Consider the following 22157-nt stretch of genomic DNA (forward strand, 5'->3'; position numbering starts at 1 on the left):
TATAACGGGTTGCATGTGTGGTTGTTCACCGCGCGTTCAGAAGAAACGCGCCGACACATTTGCGATCGACGTGGAACTTGGGCGCAAGGGCGACTCACCGGCGGCGAGTCGATCTGTCGCAGGCGGCGGGCCGGACGGTCCAGGCGGTCCACGCACCGGTGATTCGTCAGGTGTCTTGCCGGGCAACTCGTCCGGTCGCGGCGGCTCGCCGGGTTCGCGCACCGGCTCCGGAATCTCGGGGCGCGGACTGCCGGGCGGAATTCCCGGCGGCGGTTCGCTCGGTGTGCCCGGCGTCGTCGGCGGAATCTCGGGAGGCTCGATCGGCATCATATCGAGGCCCCGCGGCGGTTGCCGATGCCAGATCGCGTCGCGCGCATTGATCGCTCCATCGAAGTTCGCAGCGACAACGGATCGCGCGCCGCGGCGTTCCGATGTTTCACCCGGGCGTGTGGCAGACCGCCTCGATATTGTGGCCGTCGGGATCGAGCACGAATGCGCCGTAATAGTTCGGATGGTAATGCGCGCGAATGCCGGGCGCGCCGTTGTCACGGCCGCCGGCCGCCATCGCGGCCTTGTAGAAGGCGTCGACGGTAGCGCGGTCCCTGGCCGTGATGGCGATATGCACCGGCTTGTTCATCGCGCCTTCGCCGCCGATCCAGAAGTCCGGCTTGCCCTCGGCGCCGAAGCCCGCGGCGGGCGCGTGCCCGGTCACCTCTGCGGGCACTTCCATGATCAGGCCGTAGCCGAGCGGCGCCAGCGCCGTCTGGTAGAAAGCCTTCGCGCGTTGATAGTCGGAGACAGAAAAGCCGATATGGTCGATCATCGCGAGCCTCCCTTGTTGTGATGCACTTGCATCCGCGTTCTCGTGTCACCTCCCCTTGCAAAGGGGAGGTCGCTTTGCTCGCGAGAGCAAAGCGGGTGGGAATCTGCTCTCTTCGCAGGCACCGTTCCTGCGGCTGACCCCCATCCCGACCTTCCCCCTTTCAGGGGGAAGGAGAAGACAGGGCTGTCAACTCCGTACCAGCAGCGTGTTGCTGCGCGTCCGGCCCTGCTCGACGTAACCGCGCGCATGCATGTCCGCAATGCAGTCGTCGGTCCATTCGTCCTTCGACAGATGCTCGATCACCACCGCGCGCGGCCACAGTGACTGCGGCGCGTCGCGGAAGAAGCCGATCAGCACGCGGTCCTCGAAACCCTCGACGTCGATCTTGAGCGCGTCGACCTTGCTCACTCCGGCCTCGTCGAGGATGCGTTGCAGCCGCAGCGACGGCACTTTGAACGCCTTGCCCGTCGGCGTGCCGGTGACGATGTGGCTGGCGCCGAGATTGTCGCCGTCGGTCTCGATCATCAGTTCGCCATCGGTCGGGCCGGCAGCCGCCGCAACCAGGCGCACCTGCGGAAAGCCGGAGGCCTGGGTGTTGAACTTGAGCCGCGCATGCGTCACCGGATGCGGCTCGATCGCGATCACCCTGCCACCGGGCCCGACATCGCGCGCCAGCGCCAGCGCATAGGTGCCGACATTGGCGCCGAGATCGACGAAGGTGCCATCCGCGCCGACATGCGCCCGCAGGAAGGCGAGTTCTTCAAGGTTGTAATCGGGATTGAACAGCGCGCCGCGCTCGGTCGCGCTTTGCTGATGATAGAATCGGAACGATGCGCCCTGATAGGTCACGTCGAGCGGACCCGCGCCGAACAGATTGACCAGTTTCGACAGCCAGGGCCGGAATGCGCCGCGCTTCAATCCTGAGCCATGCGCCAGGCGGATGATGGCGGCCTGCGCCGCATTGGGCGCGAAGGCGCCGAACGGCGCCGGCGATATGTCGTTGCTCGGGATCACGCATGGCCTCGTCAAAAGCGCGGCATGCATAGCCGGTTTTGCCGGCAGCGCCAACGCCCGTTACGCCGCCTTGCCCGCTGCCTGCCGTTGCCGCAGGAAGCGGCCGAGCAGCCTTCGCTTACCCTTGCGCGGGATCAGATCGACGTCGCTGACCAGTTTGGCGCCGCCCTTGCGGCGCTCCAGCACGATCTTGCGGCTATGGAACGCTTCGAGCTCGACGCGGTGGGCGACGCTGACGATGGTCGCCTTCGGCAGTTCCGTCGTCACCGTCTCCATCATCTTGTCCTGGCTCTTCTCGTCGAGCGCGGACGTCGCCTCGTCGAGCACGACGATGTCGGGGGTGTGCAGCAGCAGTCGGGCAAAGGCGAGCCGCTGCTTCTCGCCGCCGGACAGGGTCTGGTCCCACGGCGCGTCCTCCTCGATCTTGTCCTTGAGATGGTCGAGGCCGACCTTGTGCAGGGCATCGCTGATCTCATCGACGCTCCAATCCTCCGCCGCGCCGGGATAGGCCACCGCGCGCCGCAGCGTGCCCGAGGGCACGTAGGGCTTTTGCGGCAGCATGAACAGGCGGCGGTCCGCGTGCAGGCCGACACTGCCGCCGCCCCACGGCCACAGGCCGGCGATGGCGCGCACCAGCGTGCTCTTGCCGGTGCCGGATTCGCCGGCGACCAATAGCCGCTCCCCCGGTTCGATCACCACTTCGGTCTCGCCGACCACGGCGGTGCCGTCGTCCAGCGTGACGGAAAGGTCGTTGAGGCTCAGCATGGCCTCGCCCTCGGTCTCGCCGCGCTCGATGCGGCCGAAGCCGTCGCCGGTCTCGGCGCGTTCGAGCCCGTCAAGCGACATCATCAGCGAGGCGATGCGCCGTGCGCAGGCGTTCCAGTCGGCGAGCCGCGGATAGTTGTCGACCAGCCAGCCGAACGCGGTCTGCACGATGGTGAAGGCCGAGGCCGCCTGCATCACCTGACCGAGCGACATGCTGCCGTCGAGGAATTTTGGCGCACACAGCAGCAAGGGTACCACCGGCGCAATGAGATTCGATCCCTGCGACACCAGCGTCGTGCGCATGTGTTGCCCGGCGAGCCGCGCCCATTGCCGCAACACGTTCGAGAACGTCTTGTCGATGCCGTCGCGCTCCTCGGTTTCGCCGCCGAGCAGCGCGATGCTTTCGCCATTCTCGCGTACGCGGGTCAGGATGTAGCGGAATTCCGCTTCCGCCTGGTTCTTGTCCTCGGAGATCTGCGCGAAGCTGCGGCCGATCGCCGTGATCGAGCCCGACGCGATCGCCGCATAGATGATGGCGGCAATGACCAGGAAGCCCGGGATGCTGATCGACGAGCCGCCGAGCGTCACCGTCAGCGCGCCGCCGATGGTCCAGAGCACGACGATGAAAGTGACGGCCGAGAGCAGCGCCGACGTCACGCCGGCGACGAAGTCGACCGGAGAATCCGTCGCGATCCGCAGATCCTCCGCGATCCGGTACTCCGGATTCTTGTGATCGCCGTCGACGAGGTTGAGCTGGTAGTAGCGGCCGTTCGTCAGCCAGCGCGAGACGACGGCGTTGGTCAGCCAGGCGCGCCAGCGCCGCTGGATGCCCATGCGGCCGAACACCTGCGCGACCCCCAGCAGCACGCTGCCGATCGCCAGCGGAAAGAAGATGGCCGTCAGGTGGAAGACACTGGCCGCGTCGCGCTTTTCGATCGCATCGAAGATCGAGCGATTCCAGACATTGATGCCGTACTGAACGGCGACATTGGCGACGATCAGCAGCAGCAGGCCGATCGTGAACAGCCACGCCAGCCGGTCGCCGCTCCGGCCCCAATAGCCGCGCGCGCTGATCCAGAACCGCGTCAGCAAATAGTCCTTGCGCGCCTGTTCGGCCTCTTCGGCCGACAATTCGGGATCGGGTTCGACGATTTCCGGCGGCGGCGGTTCGACATCCTCGCCGCCTTCGGCAATCACCTCGACGAATTCCGACTTCTCATCCCCTTCGCTTGGCGCGGGATCCTTGCGCTCTTGACCGGCCGCCTTTGCGCTCGCTTTCCGGGACGATGCAGTCCTGGCCGACGACGGCCCGTCCGACGATTTGGATTTTGCCTCAGCTTTGCCCATGGCACGATAACGCCAGGCAAATTACCCGGTTCCGCACTGGGACCGGCGGTCAGTCGCGCGGATTGCAACGACGAGTCCCCGCCACAACATCCGCCGCGGCGTATGGCTCCCTGCTTTCGCCAGGACGACAGCGTGCTTGAGATGTGCCGCGCAACTACCTCACCCCGCCGGCGCCTGATCGCGCTTCAGCCGGCGCGAGCGCGTTGCTTTGTGCAGCACGCGCGCGAGCTGCTCGGCCGAATAGGGCTTCTGCAGCAGCTCGAAGCCGCCGCTGCCCTGCTGCGACAGCACCTGGCTGTAACCGGAGGCGAGCACGATCGGAAGATCGAGGCGCTGCCGGCGGATCTCTTCCGCAAGCTCGATGCCGCTCATGCCAGGCATCACGACATCGGTGAACACCAGGTCGAACCGGTCGGCGTCGACGGCGAGTTCCTCCAGCGCGTGGGTGGCGTTGTCCACCAGCACGCAGCTGCAGCCGAGCTGGGTCAGCGTGTCGGCGGCAAACTTTCCGACCTCGGCATTGTCCTCGACGATCAGGACCGATGCGCCGGTCCGATCGACCGAGGGCGCGTCGTCGGTGCGCGGCGCTCGCGCGCCATGCCCGCCGACGACGCGTGGCAGATACAGCGTGAATGTCGCACCCTTGCCGATCTCGCTGGTGACGGTCACCTCGCCGCCGGACTGCTTGGCGAAGCCGAACACCTGCGACAGGCCGAGGCCGGTGCCGTGACCGACCTCCTTGGTGGTGTAAAACGGCTCGAAGATGCGGCCGAACAGCTCCTGCGGAATTCCGACGCCGGTGTCGATCACCGACACCGCGACATGGCCGGGCGAGTTCGGCGGCGTGCTGGTCGCGGACGGCAGTCTGTCCACGGCGCGGACAGCGATCGTGAGCCGGCCGACGCCGTCCATGGCGTCGCGCGCGTTCACTGCCATGTTGATGATGGCGGTCTCGAACTGGCCGGCATCGGCGTTGACGAGACAGGTCTCGTCCGGCACCTGCGCTGTGATCTCGATGCGCGCGCCGATCAGGGTTGCGATCATCTCGCTCAGGGTGCGGACATTCTGGCAGGCGTCGAACACCTCGGGCTTGAGGGTTTGCCGCCGCGCGAATGCAAGCAGCTGGTTGGTCAGCTTGGCCGCACGGTTCACGGTGTTGGAGATCGCATCGATGTAGCGCTGCCGCCGCGGCTCCGGCAGGTCCGGCCGCCGCAACATGTCGACCGACGCGCGGATCACGGTGAGCAGGTTGTTGAAGTCGTGCGCGACGCCGCCGGTGAGCTGCCCGAGTGCCTCGAGCCGCTGGCCGTGCCGCAACGCCTCCTCGGCCTCGATGCGCCGGTTGGCCTCCTCCTGCAGGCGCTGGGTTCGTCGGAAGGCGAGTGCGAGCAGGCCGAACAGCAGGGCGGTGGCCGGGATCCCGAAGATCAGGTGCTGGGCCATGGTCGACATCCAGCGCGACTGGATCGCCGAGGTTTCAAGGCCGGCACTGACATAGACCGGGTATTCCGCCAGCCGCTGATAGCGCATGCGCCGCTCGATGCCGTCGGCTGGGGATCGGATCGTCATCGTCCCGGCCTCGGGATTGGCGACGATCTGCCGCCCGAGCGGGCCGCTCGGCTCGAACCGGACATCGTGGCCAACGGCAGGGAAATGCGCCAGCACGGCGCCGTCGGTCCGGATCAGCGCCAGGAAGCTGCCCGGCTCGCGGCCGATCCTGGCGTAGAAATTCTCGAAATATTCCGGAAGCACGGAGGCCTGGATCACGCCGGCAAAGCTGCCGTCGTCGCCGTTGCGGCGCCGGCCGACGCTGAAGAACCGCGAGCCCTGATAGGGCGGCCGCGGCGTCAGCACCTCGCCGATATAGGTGCCGATGTCGCCCTGGGCATGGATCCGGAAGTAATCCCGGTCCGAGAAGTCGACGTCGGGGGCCGGCTGCACCAGGCTGTTGACGAGGGCACGGCCGTTGGCATCGAACACCCAGACCGATTTCACCTGGGGAAGCGCCATGGCGACCTGCCGCAGCCGCTCATGCAGGCTCTTCTCGCGCGCGCCGATATCGGCATCGCCCATGCCGCGGACGACCTCGGTGACCTCGGCGAGGCCCCGATCGATGGTCTCGAACACCTTCAGCGCATGCTCATGGGCGACATCGAGCGTGCGCTGGATCTCCCGGTCGGCGGCCTCGCTGATCGAGATCCAGGACATTGCGGAGGCAAAAACGAACAGCGCCAGCGGAAGGGCCAGCGCGGCGGCCATCATCCATTGCAGCAGTCTCAGCGAATTGCGTTGTGCGGTCTGCACGGGCGCTCCGGCTCCGCGCGGACCATAACGCAAACCGTTGCGCGGGAGGAAGCAAAACGGCGCCGCCGGGCGCGGCGCGGACGCTCATTCGCCATTCCGCGATCGGTCAAGGTTACCGGAGGCCAACCCGGATCGATCAATTCGCAGCCGGCTCGCGTCCGGGGCCCCACGGGGCGGCTGCGGCGCGGTGGCATCACGACCTCGTTAGCCGCTCGCCGGCAGTCAAGCGGAAAATCGGCCTGGACGGCGCTTCCGGGCGCTGTTTTTAGGAGTTCTAAAACCTCTCACGGGCAAACGCTTGACCCTGTGACTACCTGCTGAAAAACAGGCCGCATGACAGGCGATCCAAACAGCTCCCGGGATAATTTGCAGGACGTCCGGCTCGGACATGCGGATCGCGGTTTTGTCGGAAAGATCATCAGGCTCGATGCGCTCGTGACGGGCTCATCGCTGTCTCCGCAGGAGCTGGAGCAGCGCCTGGTTGAGATGGGATTTGTCGAGGGCGCGCGCGTGGAAATCCTGCATGAAGGCACGATCCGAAAGGACCCGATCGCGGTGCGCGTCGACAACATCACGATCGCGCTGCGCCGGAGCGAAGCCATGGCTGTGATCGTCGAATGACCACTGCATCCCTGCGCCTGGCGCTGGTCGGCGCGCCGAACACCGGCAAGACGTCGCTGTTCAACAGCCTGACCGGCAGCCGTCAAAAGGTCGCCAACTACCCGGGCGTCACGGTCGAGCGCAAGTCCGGCGGCTTCGTCACGCCCGAGGGCCGCAGCGTGACCGTGCTCGACCTGCCCGGCACCTATTCGTTGCGCGGCCGCAGCCCGGACGAGGAGATCACCCGCGACATCGTGCTCGGCCGCTTCGACGGTGAGGCGGTGCCCGATCTCGTGCTCTGCGTCGCGGACGCCACCAATCTGCGGCTGACCTTGCGGCTGGTGCTCGAGCTGAAGCGGGTCGGCCGGCCGATGATGCTCGTGCTCAACATGATCGACATCGCGAAGCGCCGCGGCGTCACGATCGACATCGACCGGATGTCGCAGGAGCTCGGCCTGCCGATCGTGACCTCGGTCGCGGTCCGCAAGGGCGGCATCGACGAGCTCCTGAAGCGAACCGACGAATTCCTGGCCAAGTCGCATGAGGCGGCGGCCAGCGAGTGGGCGACGCCGACGATCGCCGACCTCAAGGCGGCGCAGCGCGAGGCGGACCGCATCATCGCGGCGGCGGTGACGCTGCCGACCAAGCCCGACACGCTGACCAACCGGATCGATTCGGTCGTGCTGCATCCGGTCTGGGGTCTCGTGATCCTGGCCGTGATCCTGTTCGTGATGTTCCAGGCGGTGTTCACCTGGGCGCAGCCCGCGATGGAGTTCCTGTCGGACAGCTTCGCCGCGCTCGGGCAGCTGATCCACAATTTGCTGCCCGAAAGCTGGAGCCTGTTGCAGAGCTTCCTGCAGAACGGCGTGATCTCCGGCGTCGGCAGCGTGATCGTGTTCCTGCCGCAGATCATCATCATCTTCCTGTTCATCCTGCTGCTGGAAGATTTCGGTTACATGGCGCGCGCCGCGTTCCTGATGGACCGCATCATGGGCGGCGCTGGGCTGCATGGCCGCGCCTTCATTCCGCTGCTGTCGAGCTTTGCCTGCGCAATTCCCGGCATCATGGCGACGCGCGTCATCGACAACCGCCGCGACCGCCTGACCACGATCCTGATCGCGCCGCTGATGACCTGCTCGGCGCGCATTCCGGTCTACACGCTGATCATCTCCGCCTTCGTTCCGGCGACCACGCTGTGGGGTTTCGTCAACCTGCAGGGGCTCGTGATGTTCGGCCTCTATGCCGCCGGCATCACCAGCGCGCTGACGGTGTCGGCGATCGCGAAATTCTTCCTGTGGCGCGATCACGCGCCGGCGCCGTTCATGCTGGAATTGCCGGACTACAAGATGCCGCGGCTGAAGAGCATCGCGATCGGCGTGTTCACCCGCGCCAAGATGTTCCTGTACCGGGCCGGCACCACGATCCTCTCGATGATGGTGCTGATCTGGTTCCTGGCCTCGTTCCCGCAGGCGCCGGCCGGTGCCGAGGGGCCGGCGATCAATTACAGCTTTGCCGCGATGATCGGCCATGCGCTCGAGCCGCTGCTGCGGCCGATCGGCTTCAACTGGCAGATCGCGGTGGCGCTGATCCCCGGCATGGCGGCGCGCGAGGTCGCGGTCGCGGCGCTCGGCACGGTCTATTCGATCGAGGGCGGCAAGGAGGCGGCGGACCAGATCGGCCAGGTGCTGGCGCAGAAATGGACGCTGGCGACCGCGCTGTCGCTGCTGGTCTGGTACATCTTCGCCCCGCAATGCGCCTCGACGCTCGCGGTGATCCGCCGCGAGACCGGCGGCGCGAAGTGGATGGTGGTGACGTTCATCTACATGCTCGCGCTGGCCTATGTCGCGAGCTTCCTGACCTTCAACCTCGCGCAGGCGCTGGGCCTGCATTGATCGGCAACGCAGTTTCATCATTTCGACTCGAAACTGCGGCAGGTGCACGCAGCCAAGCGAAGCGGTAGAGTTGGTCGAGGGCGCGTGAAGCGGCAGGCCCCTCCGCGTGTTCCCTGCGAGACCCTGCAATGTCGACGTACGGCCTGGAGCGGCTATTTTCGCCTCGAAGCATCGCAATCGTCGGCGGCAGCCCGCGTCCGTCGTCGCTCGGCGCGGCGGTGCTCAGGAACATCAGAGCGAGCGGCTTCACCGGCCGCGTCGGCGTCGTCAATCGGAACTATGCCGACGTTGATGGCGCGCCGACCGTCCCCGACCTGAAGTCGCTGCCATTCGTTCCGGATCTCGTCGTCATCAGCGCACCGGCGGCGGCGGTTCCCGAAATCGTCGCGGAGGCGGCTTCGGCCGGCGTTGCCGGTGCGGCGATCCTGTCGGCCGGTCTTGGCCATGGCGCGGGCTCGCTCGCGGAGACTGCGGGGCAGACGGCGCGACGGCATGGCATGCGCCTGATCGGGCCGAATTGCCTCGGCGTCATGGTGCCGCGCGCCAAGCTCAATGCGAGCTTCGCCTCGCATCAGCCGTCCGACGGGCACGTTGCTCTGATCTCGCAGTCCGGCGCGGTCGCGTCGGCGATGATCGAATGGGCGGCGGAGCGGCGGCTCGGCTTCTCCGGCATCGCGTCGATCGGCGACCAGCTCGATGTCGACGTCGCCGACCTCCTGGATTATTTCGCGCTCGACGACCACACCAGCGCGATCCTGATCTATCTCGAAGCCGTCAAGGACGCGCGCAAGTTCATGTCGGCGGCGCGCGCCGCGGCGCGGCTGAAGCCGGTCGTCATCGTCAAGTCGGGACGGATGGCGCAGGGCGCCAAGGCCGCCGCGACCCACACCGGCGCGCTGGCCGGCTCCGATGCGGTCTACGACGCCGCATTCCGTCGCGCCGGCATGCTGCGCGTCTACGACCTGCGTCAGCTGTTCGATTGCGCCGAACTGCTTGGCCGCGGCTTCGTTCCGCGCGGCAACCGACTGGCGATCCTGACCAATGGCGGCGGGCTCGGCATCCTCGCGACCGACCGGCTGGCCGAGCTCGGCGGCGTTCCTGCGACACTGACGGCGGAGACCATCGAACGGCTCGACAAGGTGCTGCCGCCGGGCTGGTCCTATGCCAATCCGGTCGACATCGCGGGCGATGCCGATGCCGACCGCTACGTGGTAGCGCTCAGCGCACTGCTCGATGATGCGAACAGCGATGCGGTGCTGGTCGCGAATGTGGAAACCGCGGTTGCGCCGGCCCAAGGAATTGCCGAGGCGGTGGCGCAATGCGTCCGCGACCGCAGGACGAAGCGGTGTGCGGTCGCCGCACTGGTGCTCGCGGCCTGGGTCGGCGCCGACGAGCGCACCGGCGCGATCTTCGAGGCGGCACGGATTCCGCACTTCCCGACCGAGGACGATGCGGTGCGCGCCTTCATGTATCTGGTGCGCTATCGCGAGGCCTCGACCGCGCTCGCCGCAACCCCGCCTGGCGTCGCATCGGTGTTCACGCCGGAGACGGCGGCGGCGCGCCACGTCGTCGTGAACGCGCTGTCGGAAGGGCGCGCCTGGCTCGATCCGGCCGAGATCGTCGCCCTGTTCGCGGCCTATCATATTCCGATCGTGACGACGCTCGTCGCCGACAGTGCCGAGGACGCTGCCGAGAAGGCGGCGCCGCTCTTCGCCGAAGGACATGCGATCGTGGTCCGGGTGTTCTCGCGCGACATCCGGCACGCCTCCGACGTCGGCGGCGTGATCCTCGATCTGCGCACCAAAGACAGCGTCATCGAGGCCGCCCGGACCGTCATGGCGCGGGCACGGAGTGCCCGGCCCGACGCCATCCTGCAGGGCGTGACGATCCAGCCGATGATCGTGCGGCGCGCGGCGCGCGAGCTGATCTTCGGCATCGCCGAAGATCCGACCTTCGGTCCGGTGATCGTGTTCGGCCGCGGCGGCCCCGCGGTCGAAGTGATCAACGACAAGGCGCTGGCGCTGCCGCCGCTCGACATGAATCTCGCCCGCGAGCTGATCGGACGCACCCGCGTCTCGCGGCTGCTCGGCGGCTATGGCGATGTGCCGGCGGTCCCGGCCGATGTGGTGCCGCTCACCCTCGTCAAGCTGGCGCAGATGGCGGCCGACATTCCCGAGGTCGCCGAACTCGACATCAATCCGATGCTGGCAGACGAGAGCGGCGTGCTCGCGCTCGATGCGCGGGTCGCGATCCGCAAACCCACCCGGCTGTTTGCCGGCCACACCCGGCTCGCGGTGCGGCCCTATCCGTCGCAATGGGAAGGCGAGCTTGCGCTGCGCGACGGCTCGCGTGTCACGGTGCGTCCGATGCGGCCGGAAGACGAGCCGATGGTCAGCGAGTTCTTCAAGCGTGTCACCGCCGAAGACCTCAGGCTGCGCTTCTTCCATGCGATGAAGGAATTCTCGCACGCCTTCATCGCACGCCTGACCCAGCTCGACTATGCGCGGGCGATGGCGTTTGTGGCGCTCGATCCGAACACCGGCGAGATGATGGGTGCGGTCCGGCTGCATTCGGACTCGCTGTACGAGAATGCCGAATACGCGATCCTGCTGCAGTCCGATCTCAAGGGCAAAGGCCTCGGCTGGGCGCTGATGCAGCTCCTGATCCACTATGCGCGGTCGGAGGGATTGAAGCGTCTGTCCGGCCAGGTGCTGACCGAGAACACCACGATGATCGGGATGTGCCGCGATCTCGGCTTCACCGTGACGATGGATCCGGACGATCACAGCATCGTCGATGTCGTACTCGACCTCGATCGATCCGGCGTCGATGCGGTCGGCGCCGATATCCTGATCCGGCCCGCTGCGGCTGGCCGCTGATAACAGCAGCGCCAGCCGCGGCTGCAACGGATCAGATCTGGCGTTCGACCAGCTTGAACTTGAGCTCGGCGATCGCTTCGGAGGGGTTGAGGCCCTTCGGACACGCCTTGGCGCAGTTCATGATGGTGTGGCAGCGATAGAGGCGGAACGGATCCTCGAGATTGTCGAGCCGCTCGCCGGTCGCCTCGTCGCGGGAGTCGGTGACCCAGCGGTTTGCCTGCAGTAGCGCGGCGGGGCCGAGGAAGCGCTCGCTGTTCCACCAGTAGCTCGGGCATGAGGTCGAGCAGCAGGCGCACAGGATGCACTCGTAGAGGCCGTCGAGCTTCTCGCGGTCCTCGTGGCTCTGCCTCCACTCCTTCTGCGGCGTCGGCGTCGTGGTCTTCAGCCACGGCTCGATCGAGGCATACTGGGCGTAGAAATTGGTCAGGTCGGGAACGAGGTCCTTCACCACCGGCTGGTGCGGCAGCGGATTGACCTTCACCGCGCCGCCCGCGCCGACGTCGTGCATCGACTTGGTGCAGGCCAGCGTGTTCTGGCCGTCGATGTTCATCGCGCAGGAGCCGCAGACGCCTTCGCGGCAGGAGCGGCGGAAGGTCAGCGTCGGGTCGATGTGGTTCTTGATCCAGATCAGGCCGTCCAGCACCATCGGACCGCAATCATTGGTGTCGACATGATAGGTGTCGACGCTCGGATTCTTGCCGTCGTCTGGGTTCCAGCGATACACCCGAAATTCGCGCGTCTCGGTGGCGCCGGCCGGCTTCGGCCAGGTCTTGCCGCCGGAAATCTTCGAATTCTTCGGAAGTGCGAATTCAACCATGCTTGCTCGCCTTCGTTCTCAGTAGACCCGCGCCTTCGGCGGGATGTACTGCACGTCATTGGTCATCGTGTAGCTGTGCACCGGACGGTACTCGATCGCGGTCTTGCCGGCCGGATCGATCCAGGTCAGCGTGTGCTTCATCCAGTCCTTGTCGTTGCGGTCCGGGAAGTCCTCGCGCGCATGCGCGCCGCGGCTTTCGGTGCGGTTGGCCGCCGAATCCATCGTCACGACCGCCTGCACGATCAGATTGTCGAATTCCAGCGTCTCGACCAGATCGGAATTCCACACCAGCGAGCGGTCCGACACCGAGATGTCGCCGACGCCGCCATAAACCTTGTGGATCAGGTTCTGGCCTTCCTGCAGCACGTCGCCGGTGCGGAACACCGCGCAATTGTTCTGCATCACATGCTGCATGCTGTCGCGCAGCTTCGCAGTCGGCGTGCCGCCGGAGGCATGGCGGAAATGATCGAGCCGGCCGAGCGCGAGGTCGGCGGAATCCTTCGGCAGCTCCGGCTGCTTGGCGTTCGCGGTCAGCTTGTCGGCAAGGCGCAGCGCCGCGGCGCGGCCGAACACCACGAGGTCGATCAGCGAGTTGGAGCCGAGGCGGTTGGCGCCGTGCACCGAGACGCAGGCCGCTTCGCCGATCGCCATCAGGCCCGGCACCACCGAATTGTCGTCGCCATTGCGCTTGGTCAGCACCTCGGCGTGATAATTCGTGGCGATGCCGCCCATGTTGTAGTGCACGGTCGGCACGATCGGGATCGGCTCGCGGGTGACGTCGACATTGGCGAAGATCTTGGCCGATTCGGAGATGCCCGGCAGCCGCTCATGCAGCACCTTCGGATCGAGGTGGTCGAGGTGCAGGAAGATGTGGTCCTTCTTCTTGCCGACGCCGCGGCCTTCGCGGATCTCGATCGTCATCGCGCGCGAGACGACGTCGCGCGAAGCGAGGTCCTTGGCCGACGGCGCATAGCGCTCCATGAAGCGCTCGCCCTCGGAGTTGACGAGATAGCCGCCTTCGCCGCGGGCGCCTTCGGTGACGAGGCAGCCCGAGCCGTAGATGCCGGTCGGATGGAACTGGACGAATTCCATGTCCTGCAGCGGCAGGCCGGCGCGCAGCACCATGCCGCCGCCGTCGCCGGTGCAGGTGTGCGCCGATGTGCAGGAGGCGTAGGCGCGACCATAGCCGCCGGTCGCCAGGATCGTGCTCTGGGCGCGGAAGCGGTGCAGTGTGCCGTCGTCGAGCTTGAGCGCGATCACGCCGCGGCAGACGCCCTGGTCGTCCATGATCAGGTCGATGGCGAAGAACTCGATGAAGAACTCGGCCGAGTGGCGCAGCGACTGGCCGTACATCGTGTGCAGCATGGCGTGGCCGGTGCGGTCGGCGGCGGCGCAGGTGCGCTGTGCCTGGCTCTTGCCGAAGTCGATGGTCATGCCGCCGAACGGGCGCTGATAGATCTTGCCGTCCTCGGTGCGCGAGAACGGCACGCCCCAATGCTCGAGCTCGTAGACCGCGTCGGGCGCGTTGCGCACCATGTATTCGATCGCGTCCTGGTCCCCGAGCCAGTCCGACCCCTTCACGGTGTCGTACATGTGCCAGCGCCAGTCGTCCTGATGCATGTTGCCGAGTGAGGCCGAGATGCCGCCCTGCGCCGCAACGGTGTGCGAGCGGGTCGGGAACACCTTGGTGATGCATGCGGTGCGCAGCCCGGCTTCCGAGCAGCCGACCACGGCGCGCAGGCCGGCGCCGCCGGCACCGACCACGACGACGTCGTAGGTATGGTCCTGGATCGGGTAGGCCTTGCCGTTCGTGGCCGGGCCACCGTTGGTGGCCTTGCCGTTTCCTTCACCGGCCATGGATCAAACTCCCGACGACAATTTGAGGATTGCGTAGATCGAGGCCAATGCGACCGCGACGCAGAAGAAGTTGTTCGCCATCACGCTGGCGATCTTCAGCTTCTCGTTGTGGATGTAGTCCTCGATCACGACCTGCATGCCGATCTTCATGTGCCAGGTGCTGGCGATGATGAAGAGCAGCAGGATGATGGCGATCGGGATCGAGCCGAGGATCTGCGCCGCGCCGGCATGGTTGCGGCCGATCAGCGTGATCACCACGACGATCACGGGAACGATCAGCAGCGTCATCGCAACCGCGGTGAGGCGCTGGCGCCAGAAATCGCCCGTGCCGGTGTGCGCGGAGCCGAGGCCGCGGACGCGCTCCAGCGGCGTGCGCATCGAGGAGGGGCCGCTCATCGTCCACCTCCCACGGCGTAGGCAATGATCCAGACCAAAACGGTCAGCGCGATGCCGGCGACCAGCGCGCCCCAGGTCAGGGCTTCGCGCTCATTGGCCTTGAAGCCGTAGCCGAGGTCCCAGACGAAATGCCGGATGCCGCTGCACAGATGGTGCATCAGCGCCCATGTGTAGCCGAACACGATCAGCTTGCCGATCGCGCTGCCGGTGAAGGCCTGGACGTTGGCGTAAGCCGAGGGGCCGGAAGCGGCGGCGATCAGCCACCAGGCCAGCAGCAGGGTGCCGAAATAGAGGGCCAGACCCGTGGCGCGGTGGACGATGGACAGCGCCATCGTCAGCGTCCACCGGTAGGTCTGCAAATGGGGTGAAAGCGGTCGTTCGATCCTGGCGGTCATCGGCGGGCTTTATGTTGTGAGGGACCGCGGCCGGCCCATCGGGGAACGCGGTAGAGGAGTTCTATTTACGGAGTCGGATCACCCCGCGCAACGGCCAAATAGCCTTCGGTCGAACCGAAGTTCATTGTTAGAGTTGCCGAATTCTGGTTGATCCGCAGTGTGGTATACCAGATGCAAGGTTGAGCGAACCAAGTAGTGAATCGAGATGTTCGAGGATCGATTGGCGCGCTCAGCTGCCCGCAAACGGGGGGCGCAAGGCGTCGATTTTGCCCCAGCGTTCCACCAGATAATCGACAAATGCCCTGATCTTAGGCGATGCGAGACGTGACGGCTGAAGCATCAGATGTAGCGGCGTCGGCGCCGGCTCATGGTCGATCAACAGGCGCGTCAGGCGACCGTCGGCGAGCTCGGACTGCACTTGCCAGGACGGCACGCGGACGATGCCGGCGCCCTCCCGCGCCGCGCTGACCAGCGCGTCGAGGCTATTCATCCAGAGCCGACCGGATATGCGGATTTTGCGACCCGTCTTGCTGCCGTCGGCAAAGCGCCACTCCGCGCTCCCGGGCGAATCGGAAAACACCAGGCAGTCATGCCCGGCAAGATCAACCGGTGTCTGCGGCGCGCCGCGCCGGGCCAGGTAGTCCGGCGACGCGCACACAATCATCTGCAGATCGGTGAGCTTGCGCGCTACCAGCTGCGAGTCGCGCAAGCGGCCGATGCGTATAGCCAGATGGATATCCTCCTCGACCATGTCGACGGCGCGGTCGACCAGAAGAAGGTCGACGGACAGCGCCGGATAGCGGCGCAGAAACTCGACCAGCAGCGGCGCGATCACGAGCCGTCCGATCAGACTCGGCGAGCTGACGCGGATCCGTCCCGATGGCTGATGCGGGTCGCGCGCCAGCGCCGCCTCGATCTCCCGGACTTCGCCGAGGATCGATTTCGCGCGCTCGTAGAGGATGCGTCCGTCGTCGGTCAGCGCGAGCTGGCGGGTGGTGCGCAGCAGCAGGCGAGTGCCGAAATGCTCCTCGAGCGCGCTGATCTGCCGGCTCACCGAGGTCAGCGAGCTCGGCAGCGAGCGCGCGGCCGCCGACAGGCTGCCGCTCTCGACCGCGCGGACAAAGGCCGCCATCGCCGCAAGCCGGTCCAAGCCCGATCCTTCCGCATTTCGCAAGAGAGCCTGCTCATCTGCAGCAATACCCCCGTCTTTCAGAAGGGTCTAGCCTGACGGCTCCACGATTTGAGGAGCTCGACATGGCCTCAACGTCCATCCGTCCAACTTCGCTCGAGCGGCGCGGACGTGCCGGCCGCGCCGGTGCCGACGATCCGGCCATCCTGCTTGTTTTCTCCTGCGTCGGACTGTTAATCGACGTGCTGACGTTGCCGATGCAGGGCGCGACGTCCTCGATCCCACTCCGCTTTGCCTTGATTGCGGTCGCTGCTCCCGTGGCAGCGTTGGTCGCACTGTGGTTGGCCGATCGCACCGAGGCAGGCGCCTCCTGACGATGCGAAGGACATGATGGCCGGCCTCGATCCCAAGGAATTGCTCGAACTTGCGCTGCTGCTGATTTCGGTCGGGGCGCTGTCCGGCTTTCTCGCCGGCCTGTTCGGCATCGGCGGCGGCGCGATCCTGGTGCCGGTGTTCTACGAATGCTTCCGGCTGGCGGGCGTGCCGCTGGAGGTGCGGATGCCGCTGTGTATCGGCACCTCGCTCGCGATCATCATCCCGACCTCGCTGAGCTCGTTCCGCGCCCATTATCGCCGCGGCGCGGTCGATATGGAGATCCTGAAGCGCTGGTGGCTGCCGATCGTGATCGGCGTCGCCGCCGGCAGCGTCACCGCGCGGTTCGCGCCGGAGCGGCTGTTCAAGATCGTGTTCGTGATGGTGGCGTGGTCGGCGGCCGCGCGCCTGCTGCTGGCGCGCGAGACCTGGAAGTTCGGCGACGACGTGCCGAAGGGCTTCTTGATGCGCGTCTATGGCTTCTTCGTCGGCCTGTTGTCGACGTTGATGGGCATCGGCGGCGGCCTGTTCGCCAACCTCTTGATGACCTTCTACGGCCGGCCGATCCATCAGGCGGTCGCGACCTCTTCCGCGCTTGCGGTGCTGATCTCGATCCCCGGCGCGCTGGGCTACGTCTATGCCGGCTGGCCCGCGGCCGCGCGCTTCCCCGACGTCGCCGCGCTGCAATTGCCGTTCGCGCTCGGTTACGTCTCACTGATCGGGGCGCTGCTGGTGATGCCGACCACGCTCGTCACCGCGCCGCTCGGCGTCAAGGTTGCGCACGCGCTGTCGAAGCGGGCGCTGGAGGTGGCGTTCGGGGCCTATCTCTTCATCGTCGGCGGACGGTTCGTGATTAGCCTGCTGGGCGGGCACTGATCGGCTCGTCCTTCAGCCGTACTTCGCTGTGACCCCACCGTCGGAGGTCTCCGACGCCCTCGATCCGATCGGCGTGGGACAGGAATCGCAAGCGTGCTCCGATCATTTCAGGAGCTATCGGCAATTTCAGTTTCTCGCAGTCTGCCATCGCGACCCCTATAATCATCGCGACCTTTTGCCATCGCGATGTCAGGGCCGACATGATGACGTCGTCGAGCGCAGCTTCCGTAGCGCCACGGGGAAGACGCACGTCACTCCACTTCAGTTCGGAGGTCGGGGGAGGCAGTTCTTCGTGAAGCTCCAGCTTCATCAGGTCGCGAAACTGTTCGTAGAGCGGTAGCATCACCTGCCATTCCAGTTCGAGCAGGAGGTCGTAAAGCCGGCCATCCAATTCAAGCCGCTCCTGCTTTCCGAGCTCCGCAATCGCGATTCGAGCCTTCTTCATCGCCTCGTGCGCGATGACGAGTTGATCGTTAATCTGGATAGCCTGCTCCCGCTTCATCTACCCCCCACGACGTTCTTGCGGCTTCATCCCTTTGCGTAGATATCCTTATACCTATCGCGCAAAATATTCTTCTGCACCTTGCCCATCGCGTTGCGCGGCAATTCGTCGACGACGAAGACGCGCTTCGGCATCTTGAACTTCGCCAGCCGCCCGTCGAGCGCCTTCAGCACTGACGCCTCGCTGACATCGGCGCCCTTGCTGCAGACGAGGACTGCGGTGACGCCTTCGCCGAAATCGGCATGCGGCACGCCGATCACGGCTGATTCGATCACCCCGGGCATGGCGTCGATCTCGCTCTCGATCTCCTTCGGGTAGACATTGAAGCCGCCGGAGATCACGAGATCCTTGCCGCGCCCGAGGATGTGGACATAACCCTTGTCGTCGATCTTGCCGAGATCGCCGGTGATGAAGAAGCCGTCGGCGCGGAATTCGGCCTTGGTCTTCTCCGGCATGCGCCAGTAGCCCTGGAACACGTTCGGGCCCTTGACCTCGATCATGCCGATGGTCTCGCGCGCAAGCTCCTTGCCGGTCTCGGGATCGGTGACCCGCACCGAGACGCCGGGCAGCGCGAAGCCGACCGCGCCGGGCACGCGATCGCCGTCATAGGGGTTGCTCGTGTTCATGTTGGTTTCGGTCATGCCGTAGCGCTCGAGCACGGCGTGGCCGGTGCGATCAGACCATTCGCGGTGGGTGTCGGCGAGCAGCGGCGCCGAGCCCGAGATGAACAGCCGCATGTGCCCGGTGGCGTCCTTGTTCAGGCCGGGATTCTGCAGCAGGCGGGTATAGAAGGTCGGCACGCCCATCATCACGGTGGCGCGCGACATCAGCTTGATGATCACGTCCGGATCGAACTTCGGCAGGAAGATCATCGAGGCGCGCGCGAACAGCGTCACGTTGCTGGCCACGAACAGGCCGTGGGTGTGATAGATCGGCAGCGCGTGGATCAACACATCCTTGTCGGTGAAGCGCCAGTAGTCGACCAGCGAATACGAGTTCGAGGCCAGATTGTCGTGCGACAGCATCGCTCCCTTGGAGCGGCCGGTGGTGCCCGACGTGTAGAGGATCGCGGCGAGATCATTGTTGCCGCGCGGCACGGTGGCGAATTCCTTCGCCGCCTTGTCGGCGGCTTCGGTCAGCGAGCCCTTGCCGTTGGCACCGAGCGTCTCGACCTTGGCGCCCACCTTGGCGGCGATCGCCTTGATGCCGTCCTGCTTGGAAGGATCGCAGACCACCAGCGCCGGCTCGGCGTCGGTGATGAAGTATTCGAGCTCGTTCAGCGTATAGGCGGTGTTGAGCGGCAGGTAGACGCCGCCGGCGCGCACGGTGGCGAGATACAGAACCAGGGCCGAAACCGACTTCTCGGTCTGCGCCGCGACGCGGTCGCCCGGCTTGACGCCGCGCTCGACCAGCACGTTCGCCATCTGGCCGGCGCGCGCGATCAAATCGCCATAGGAGATGCGGCTGCCGTCGAGCTGCTCGATCGCGAGCCGGCTGGGGTCGTCGAGGCCGTCGAACAGGCGGGAAAACAGATTGGCGTTGGTGGTCGTGTTCATGCAAAGATTCCCCGAGGGGCGAAGGGCCGGAAGATTTCGGCTGGATTAGCAAAAACGCCCTTCGGAAAGCAACGGAGACAGTTTGCATGACAAATAATGGGAAACGCGTGGCCTGGGTCACCGGCGGCGGCACTGGAATCGGCGAATCCGGGGCGGAGTTCCTGGCTGCGGACGGCTGGACGGTGGTGGTCTCCGGCCGCCGCAAGGAAGAGCTCGACCGCGTGGTGGCCAACATCACCAAAAAGGGCGGCAAGGCCGAGGCGATTCCGCTCGATGTCAGCAACAAGACCGATGTCAACAAGGCCGCCGAGACGATCGTCGGCAAGCACGGCCGCATCGACCTCCTGGTCAACAGCGCCGGCATCAATGTGCCGAAGCGCAGCTGGGCCGACATGGAACTGGAAGGCTGGGACAAGCTCGTCGAGGTCAACCTCAACGGCGTGCTCTACTGCATGCGCGCGGTGCTGCCGACGATGCGCAAGCAGAAGGACGGCTGCATCATCAACGTCGCCTCCTGGGCCGGCCGCCACGTCTCGAAGATGCCGGGCCCGGCCTACACCACGACCAAGCACGCCGTGCTGGCGCTGACCCATTCCTTCAACATGGACGAATGCGTCAACGGCCTGCGCGCTTGCTGCCTGTCGCCGGGCGAGGTCGCCACCTCGATCCTGAAGCAGCGGCCGGTGGTGCCGAGCGAAGTCGAGCAGGCCAAGATGCTGCAGCCCGAGGATTGCGGCCGCACCATCGCCTTCGTCGCCAGCATGCCGGCGCGGGTGTGCATGAACGAGATCCTGATCAGCCCGACCCACAACCGCGGCTTCATCCAGACACCGGCGAACCGGGATTAGATGAGGTCCGTCTTCTCCTTCCCCCTGAAAGGGGGAAGGCCGGGATGGGGGTCAGCCGCAGGCGATGCTGTATGCGGAGAGCGCTGATCCCCACCCGCTTTGCTCTGCGAGCAAAGCGACCTCCCCTTTTCAAGGGGAGGTTGGAGCTCCGTAGCCCGGATGGAGCGAAGCGTAATCCGACGGTCTTCCCGCGGAGAGGCTGGTTCCGGATCTCGCTGCGCTTGATCCGGGCTACAAACGACGGAGTCCCGCGCGACTCACTCGATGATCTCGTTCAGCTCCTTGCCGGTATGCTCCGGCACGAACAGGTACACGCCGATCGCCATCGCGATCATCAGCACGGGGATGCAGAGGAACGCCAGCGCGAACGAGCCGGTGTGCTGCTGGAGCGCGATCGAGACGAACGGGAACAGCACGAAGCCGACGAAATAGGCGATCGCCCAGACCACGCCGTTGGCGGCGCCGCGGATCCGGGTCGGGAAGATCTCCGCGGTCAGCGTCGTGCTCGGCCCCCCAGAAGCCGAGAAAGCCGAGACACCAGGCGAGCCCGAACGCCCAGAGCAGCACGCGGTCCTCGGAATAGACCCAGAGCGTCATGAAGATCGCACCCTCGATCAGGGTGATGATGAAAGTGCGGCGGCGGCCGATCTTGTCGATCAGCCAGCCGACCAGGCACAGTCCGAGGAAGCCGCAGAGCCCGTAGAACACGTAGAACAGGCTGTATTCGGCGGTCGACCAGTGCTTCTCGGTCGATAGATACAGCGGCATCCAGGCGCCGACCGTGCCGTAGATGCATGTGCTGGCGCAGGCGACGAACAGCGCGACCAGCGTGGCGGGCAGCACGTCGGGCATGAACACCTGGCGGATGCCGACCGACTTGGCCTTGCCGAACCAGGCGCTGTCCTCGGCGCTGACCGTGCCGCCGCGCGCCAGCGTCTCCGAGATGCGCCGCTTGCGGTCCTGCGCGCGCACCCAATAGGGCGATTCCGGGCAGGTGGAGCGGATATAGATCGCGAGCAGCGCGATCACGCCGGGCACCATGACCGCGATGCGCCAGCCGAAATTCGCGGCGACGAGGCCCGTGATCGCACCGGCGAGCGTGGCGCCGAGGCACCAGGCCGAGCGGGTGATGCTGATGACGCGGCCGCGCAGCCGGGCCGGCCAGGTCTCCGCGACCAGCATCGAGCCCAGCGACCATTCGCCGTTGAGCGCGAAGAACAATAGCGAGCGCGCGATCACGAACACCGCGAAGGTCGGCGACATCGCCGCGACCGGCATCAGAAGCGAGAACAGCGCGATATTGACGGCGAGCAGCGTGCGGCGACCGTAGCGGTCGGCGAGCCATGGCCAGAAGTAAAGCCCCGCGATGCCGATGAACAGCGCGATCTGCATGCCGGAGCGGTACTCCGGCAGGCTCAGCGAAAATTCCTTGATCACCATCGGCGAGATCAGCGCGAAGATCACGCCGTCCATGCCGTCGAAGCCCCAGCCGAGCGCGTTGGCGGTGGCGATGTGCCAATGCGTTTTCGTGATCTCGGTTGTGTCCGCAACCGCGCGGTAGTTGGCGTATTGCAGGTGCTTCTGCTCGAGCGGACCGATGTCGATACTTGCATCGTTCACCGCAGGTGCGGCGTGGCCGTCAGCCGTGATGCTGCTCATGATGCCTCCCCGTGGCCGCTTTCTGCGAAGCTGTGCCGCAACCTCAAGCTGAACCAATCAGCTGACTGCGGCAAGCAAATTGCTCGCGGCAGCGCACGCGTCCATTCCGCTGAATGGAATGCATGC

19 protein-coding genes are annotated in these 22157 nt (G+C 65.9%); 6 read left to right on the forward strand and 13 right to left on the reverse strand.

The window, feature by feature from the left end; all coding sequences use genetic code 11:
• Positions 1 to 36 precede the first annotated feature (36 nt).
• The 5 genes from ACVW1B_RS35990 to ACVW1B_RS36010 all read right to left on the reverse strand — a co-directional run bounded on the left by ACVW1B_RS35990 (position 37) and on the right by ACVW1B_RS36010 (position 6253).
• Complete coding sequence (locus tag ACVW1B_RS35990; protein WP_233475705.1) at positions 37 to 327, reverse strand: hypothetical protein; 291 nt, start codon at positions 325 to 327, stop codon at positions 37 to 39.
• A 109-nt stretch (positions 328 to 436) separates the two neighbouring features.
• Entirely contained in the window at positions 437 to 823 is a 387-nt protein-coding gene (locus ACVW1B_RS35995; RefSeq protein ID WP_253605550.1) for a VOC family protein, read from the reverse strand.
• A 186-nt stretch (positions 824 to 1009) separates the two neighbouring features.
• On the reverse strand, positions 1010 to 1867 hold the full coding sequence (locus ACVW1B_RS36000) for an FkbM family methyltransferase (protein ID WP_253605548.1): 858 nt from the start codon (positions 1865 to 1867) through the stop codon (positions 1010 to 1012).
• Between the two features lie 30 nt (positions 1868 to 1897).
• Positions 1898 to 3949 (reverse strand): ABC transporter ATP-binding protein/permease, encoded by a 2052-nt coding sequence (locus ACVW1B_RS36005; protein WP_253605546.1) that lies wholly within the window; start codon positions 3947 to 3949, stop codon positions 1898 to 1900.
• A 159-nt stretch (positions 3950 to 4108) separates the two neighbouring features.
• Positions 4109 to 6253 carry a hybrid sensor histidine kinase/response regulator gene (locus tag ACVW1B_RS36010; RefSeq protein ID WP_253605544.1) on the reverse strand — a complete coding sequence of 715 codons (2145 nt, stop codon included), beginning with the start codon at positions 6251 to 6253 and terminating at the stop codon, positions 4109 to 4111.
• 333 nt (positions 6254 to 6586) lie between these two features.
• Here ACVW1B_RS36010 and ACVW1B_RS36015 point away from each other — a divergent pair, with 333 nt between their 5' ends.
• From ACVW1B_RS36015 to ACVW1B_RS36025, 3 genes are all read left to right on the forward strand, one after another.
• Entirely contained in the window at positions 6587 to 6874 is a 288-nt protein-coding gene (locus ACVW1B_RS36015; protein ID WP_026192088.1) for a FeoA family protein, read from the forward strand.
• Positions 6871 to 8745 (forward strand): ferrous iron transporter B, encoded by a 1875-nt coding sequence (gene feoB, locus ACVW1B_RS36020; protein ID WP_253605538.1) that lies wholly within the window; start codon positions 6871 to 6873, stop codon positions 8743 to 8745. The genes ACVW1B_RS36015 and feoB overlap by 4 nt, the downstream gene beginning before the upstream one ends.
• A gap of 128 nt (positions 8746 to 8873) precedes the next feature.
• Complete coding sequence (locus tag ACVW1B_RS36025; RefSeq protein ID WP_253605536.1) at positions 8874 to 11624, forward strand: bifunctional acetate--CoA ligase family protein/GNAT family N-acetyltransferase; 2751 nt, start codon at positions 8874 to 8876, stop codon at positions 11622 to 11624.
• A gap of 31 nt (positions 11625 to 11655) precedes the next feature.
• Here ACVW1B_RS36025 and ACVW1B_RS36030 read toward each other — a convergent pair whose 3' ends face one another.
• The 5 genes from ACVW1B_RS36030 to ACVW1B_RS36050 all read right to left on the reverse strand — a co-directional run bounded on the left by ACVW1B_RS36030 (position 11656) and on the right by ACVW1B_RS36050 (position 16239).
• Positions 11656 to 12441, reverse strand: a complete 786-nt coding sequence (locus ACVW1B_RS36030; RefSeq protein ID WP_028337893.1) for a succinate dehydrogenase iron-sulfur subunit — start codon at positions 12439 to 12441, stop codon at positions 11656 to 11658.
• An 18-nt stretch (positions 12442 to 12459) separates the two neighbouring features.
• Positions 12460 to 14298 (reverse strand): succinate dehydrogenase flavoprotein subunit, encoded by a 1839-nt coding sequence (gene sdhA, locus ACVW1B_RS36035; RefSeq protein WP_229192491.1) that lies wholly within the window; start codon positions 14296 to 14298, stop codon positions 12460 to 12462.
• Positions 14299 to 14301: 3 nt separating this feature from the next.
• The gene (sdhD, locus tag ACVW1B_RS36040) at positions 14302 to 14676 is read right to left on the reverse strand and encodes a succinate dehydrogenase, hydrophobic membrane anchor protein (RefSeq protein WP_085964893.1); all 375 of its coding nucleotides are present in this window, start codon (positions 14674 to 14676) and stop codon (positions 14302 to 14304) included.
• A 14-nt stretch (positions 14677 to 14690) separates the two neighbouring features.
• A complete protein-coding gene (sdhC, locus tag ACVW1B_RS36045) occupies positions 14691 to 15089 on the reverse strand; it encodes a succinate dehydrogenase, cytochrome b556 subunit (RefSeq protein WP_028337891.1) in 399 nt (132 codons plus the stop codon).
• Between the two features lie 229 nt (positions 15090 to 15318).
• Entirely contained in the window at positions 15319 to 16239 is a 921-nt protein-coding gene (locus ACVW1B_RS36050; protein WP_168858183.1) for a LysR family transcriptional regulator, read from the reverse strand.
• A gap of 104 nt (positions 16240 to 16343) precedes the next feature.
• Here ACVW1B_RS36050 and ACVW1B_RS36055 point away from each other — a divergent pair, with 104 nt between their 5' ends.
• Positions 16344 to 16592: a hypothetical protein gene (locus tag ACVW1B_RS36055; RefSeq protein ID WP_253605532.1), complete on the forward strand. Its 249-nt coding sequence runs from the start codon at positions 16344 to 16346 to the stop codon at positions 16590 to 16592.
• A gap of 13 nt (positions 16593 to 16605) precedes the next feature.
• Positions 16606 to 17466, forward strand: a complete 861-nt coding sequence (locus ACVW1B_RS36060; protein WP_253605530.1) for a sulfite exporter TauE/SafE family protein — start codon at positions 16606 to 16608, stop codon at positions 17464 to 17466.
• Here the strand turns inward: ACVW1B_RS36060 and ACVW1B_RS36065 are convergent.
• Both ACVW1B_RS36065 and ACVW1B_RS36070 read right to left on the reverse strand, forming a co-directional pair.
• Positions 17444 to 17968: a DUF3658 domain-containing protein gene (locus ACVW1B_RS36065; RefSeq protein ID WP_253605528.1), complete on the reverse strand. Its 525-nt coding sequence runs from the start codon at positions 17966 to 17968 to the stop codon at positions 17444 to 17446. The genes ACVW1B_RS36060 and ACVW1B_RS36065 overlap by 23 nt on opposite strands.
• A gap of 26 nt (positions 17969 to 17994) precedes the next feature.
• Positions 17995 to 19524, reverse strand: coding sequence for a malonate--CoA ligase (locus tag ACVW1B_RS36070; RefSeq protein ID WP_253605526.1), 1530 nt, complete (start codon positions 19522 to 19524; stop codon positions 17995 to 17997).
• 86 nt (positions 19525 to 19610) lie between these two features.
• On the opposite strand from ACVW1B_RS36070, the gene ACVW1B_RS36075 reads away from it, so the two are divergent.
• Positions 19611 to 20372: an SDR family oxidoreductase gene (locus ACVW1B_RS36075; RefSeq protein WP_456822796.1), complete on the forward strand. Its 762-nt coding sequence runs from the start codon at positions 19611 to 19613 to the stop codon at positions 20370 to 20372.
• A 231-nt stretch (positions 20373 to 20603) separates the two neighbouring features.
• Here the strand turns inward: ACVW1B_RS36075 and ACVW1B_RS36080 are convergent, their stop codons facing one another.
• Positions 20604 to 22031, reverse strand: coding sequence for an MFS transporter (locus ACVW1B_RS36080; RefSeq protein ID WP_456822797.1), 1428 nt, complete (start codon positions 22029 to 22031; stop codon positions 20604 to 20606).
• Positions 22032 to 22157: the final 126 nt, after the last annotated feature.

Source organism: Bradyrhizobium sp. USDA 4502, assembly GCF_054063355.1.

Bases quoted from the DNA above. Each gene is read 5' to 3' on its own strand.
- ACVW1B_RS35990 (WP_233475705.1), bottom strand. From the start codon at position 327: ATGCCGATCGAGCCTCCCGAGATTCCGCCGACGACGCCGGGCACACCG.
- ACVW1B_RS35995 (WP_253605550.1), bottom strand. From the start codon at position 823: ATGATCGACCATATCGGCTTTTCTGTCTCCGACTATCAACGCGCGAAG.
- ACVW1B_RS36000 (WP_253605548.1), bottom strand. From the start codon at position 1,867: ATGCATGCCGCGCTTTTGACGAGGCCATGCGTGATCCCGAGCAACGAC.
- ACVW1B_RS36005 (WP_253605546.1), bottom strand. From the start codon at position 3,949: ATGGGCAAAGCTGAGGCAAAATCCAAATCGTCGGACGGGCCGTCGTCG.
- ACVW1B_RS36015 (WP_026192088.1), top strand. From the start codon at position 6,587: ATGACAGGCGATCCAAACAGCTCCCGGGATAATTTGCAGGACGTCCGG.
- feoB (WP_253605538.1), top strand. From the start codon at position 6,871: ATGACCACTGCATCCCTGCGCCTGGCGCTGGTCGGCGCGCCGAACACC.
- ACVW1B_RS36025 (WP_253605536.1), top strand. From the start codon at position 8,874: ATGTCGACGTACGGCCTGGAGCGGCTATTTTCGCCTCGAAGCATCGCA.
- ACVW1B_RS36030 (WP_028337893.1), bottom strand. From the start codon at position 12,441: ATGGTTGAATTCGCACTTCCGAAGAATTCGAAGATTTCCGGCGGCAAG.
- sdhA (WP_229192491.1), bottom strand. From the start codon at position 14,298: ATGGCCGGTGAAGGAAACGGCAAGGCCACCAACGGTGGCCCGGCCACG.
- sdhD (WP_085964893.1), bottom strand. From the start codon at position 14,676: ATGCGCACGCCGCTGGAGCGCGTCCGCGGCCTCGGCTCCGCGCACACC.
- sdhC (WP_028337891.1), bottom strand. From the start codon at position 15,089: ATGACCGCCAGGATCGAACGACCGCTTTCACCCCATTTGCAGACCTAC.
- ACVW1B_RS36055 (WP_253605532.1), top strand. From the start codon at position 16,344: ATGGCCTCAACGTCCATCCGTCCAACTTCGCTCGAGCGGCGCGGACGT.
- ACVW1B_RS36060 (WP_253605530.1), top strand. From the start codon at position 16,606: ATGATGGCCGGCCTCGATCCCAAGGAATTGCTCGAACTTGCGCTGCTG.
- ACVW1B_RS36065 (WP_253605528.1), bottom strand. From the start codon at position 17,968: ATGAAGCGGGAGCAGGCTATCCAGATTAACGATCAACTCGTCATCGCG.
- ACVW1B_RS36070 (WP_253605526.1), bottom strand. From the start codon at position 19,524: ATGAACACGACCACCAACGCCAATCTGTTTTCCCGCCTGTTCGACGGC.
- ACVW1B_RS36075 (WP_456822796.1), top strand. From the start codon at position 19,611: ATGACAAATAATGGGAAACGCGTGGCCTGGGTCACCGGCGGCGGCACT.
- ACVW1B_RS36080 (WP_456822797.1), bottom strand. From the start codon at position 22,031: ATGAGCAGCATCACGGCTGACGGCCACGCCGCACCTGCGGTGAACGAT.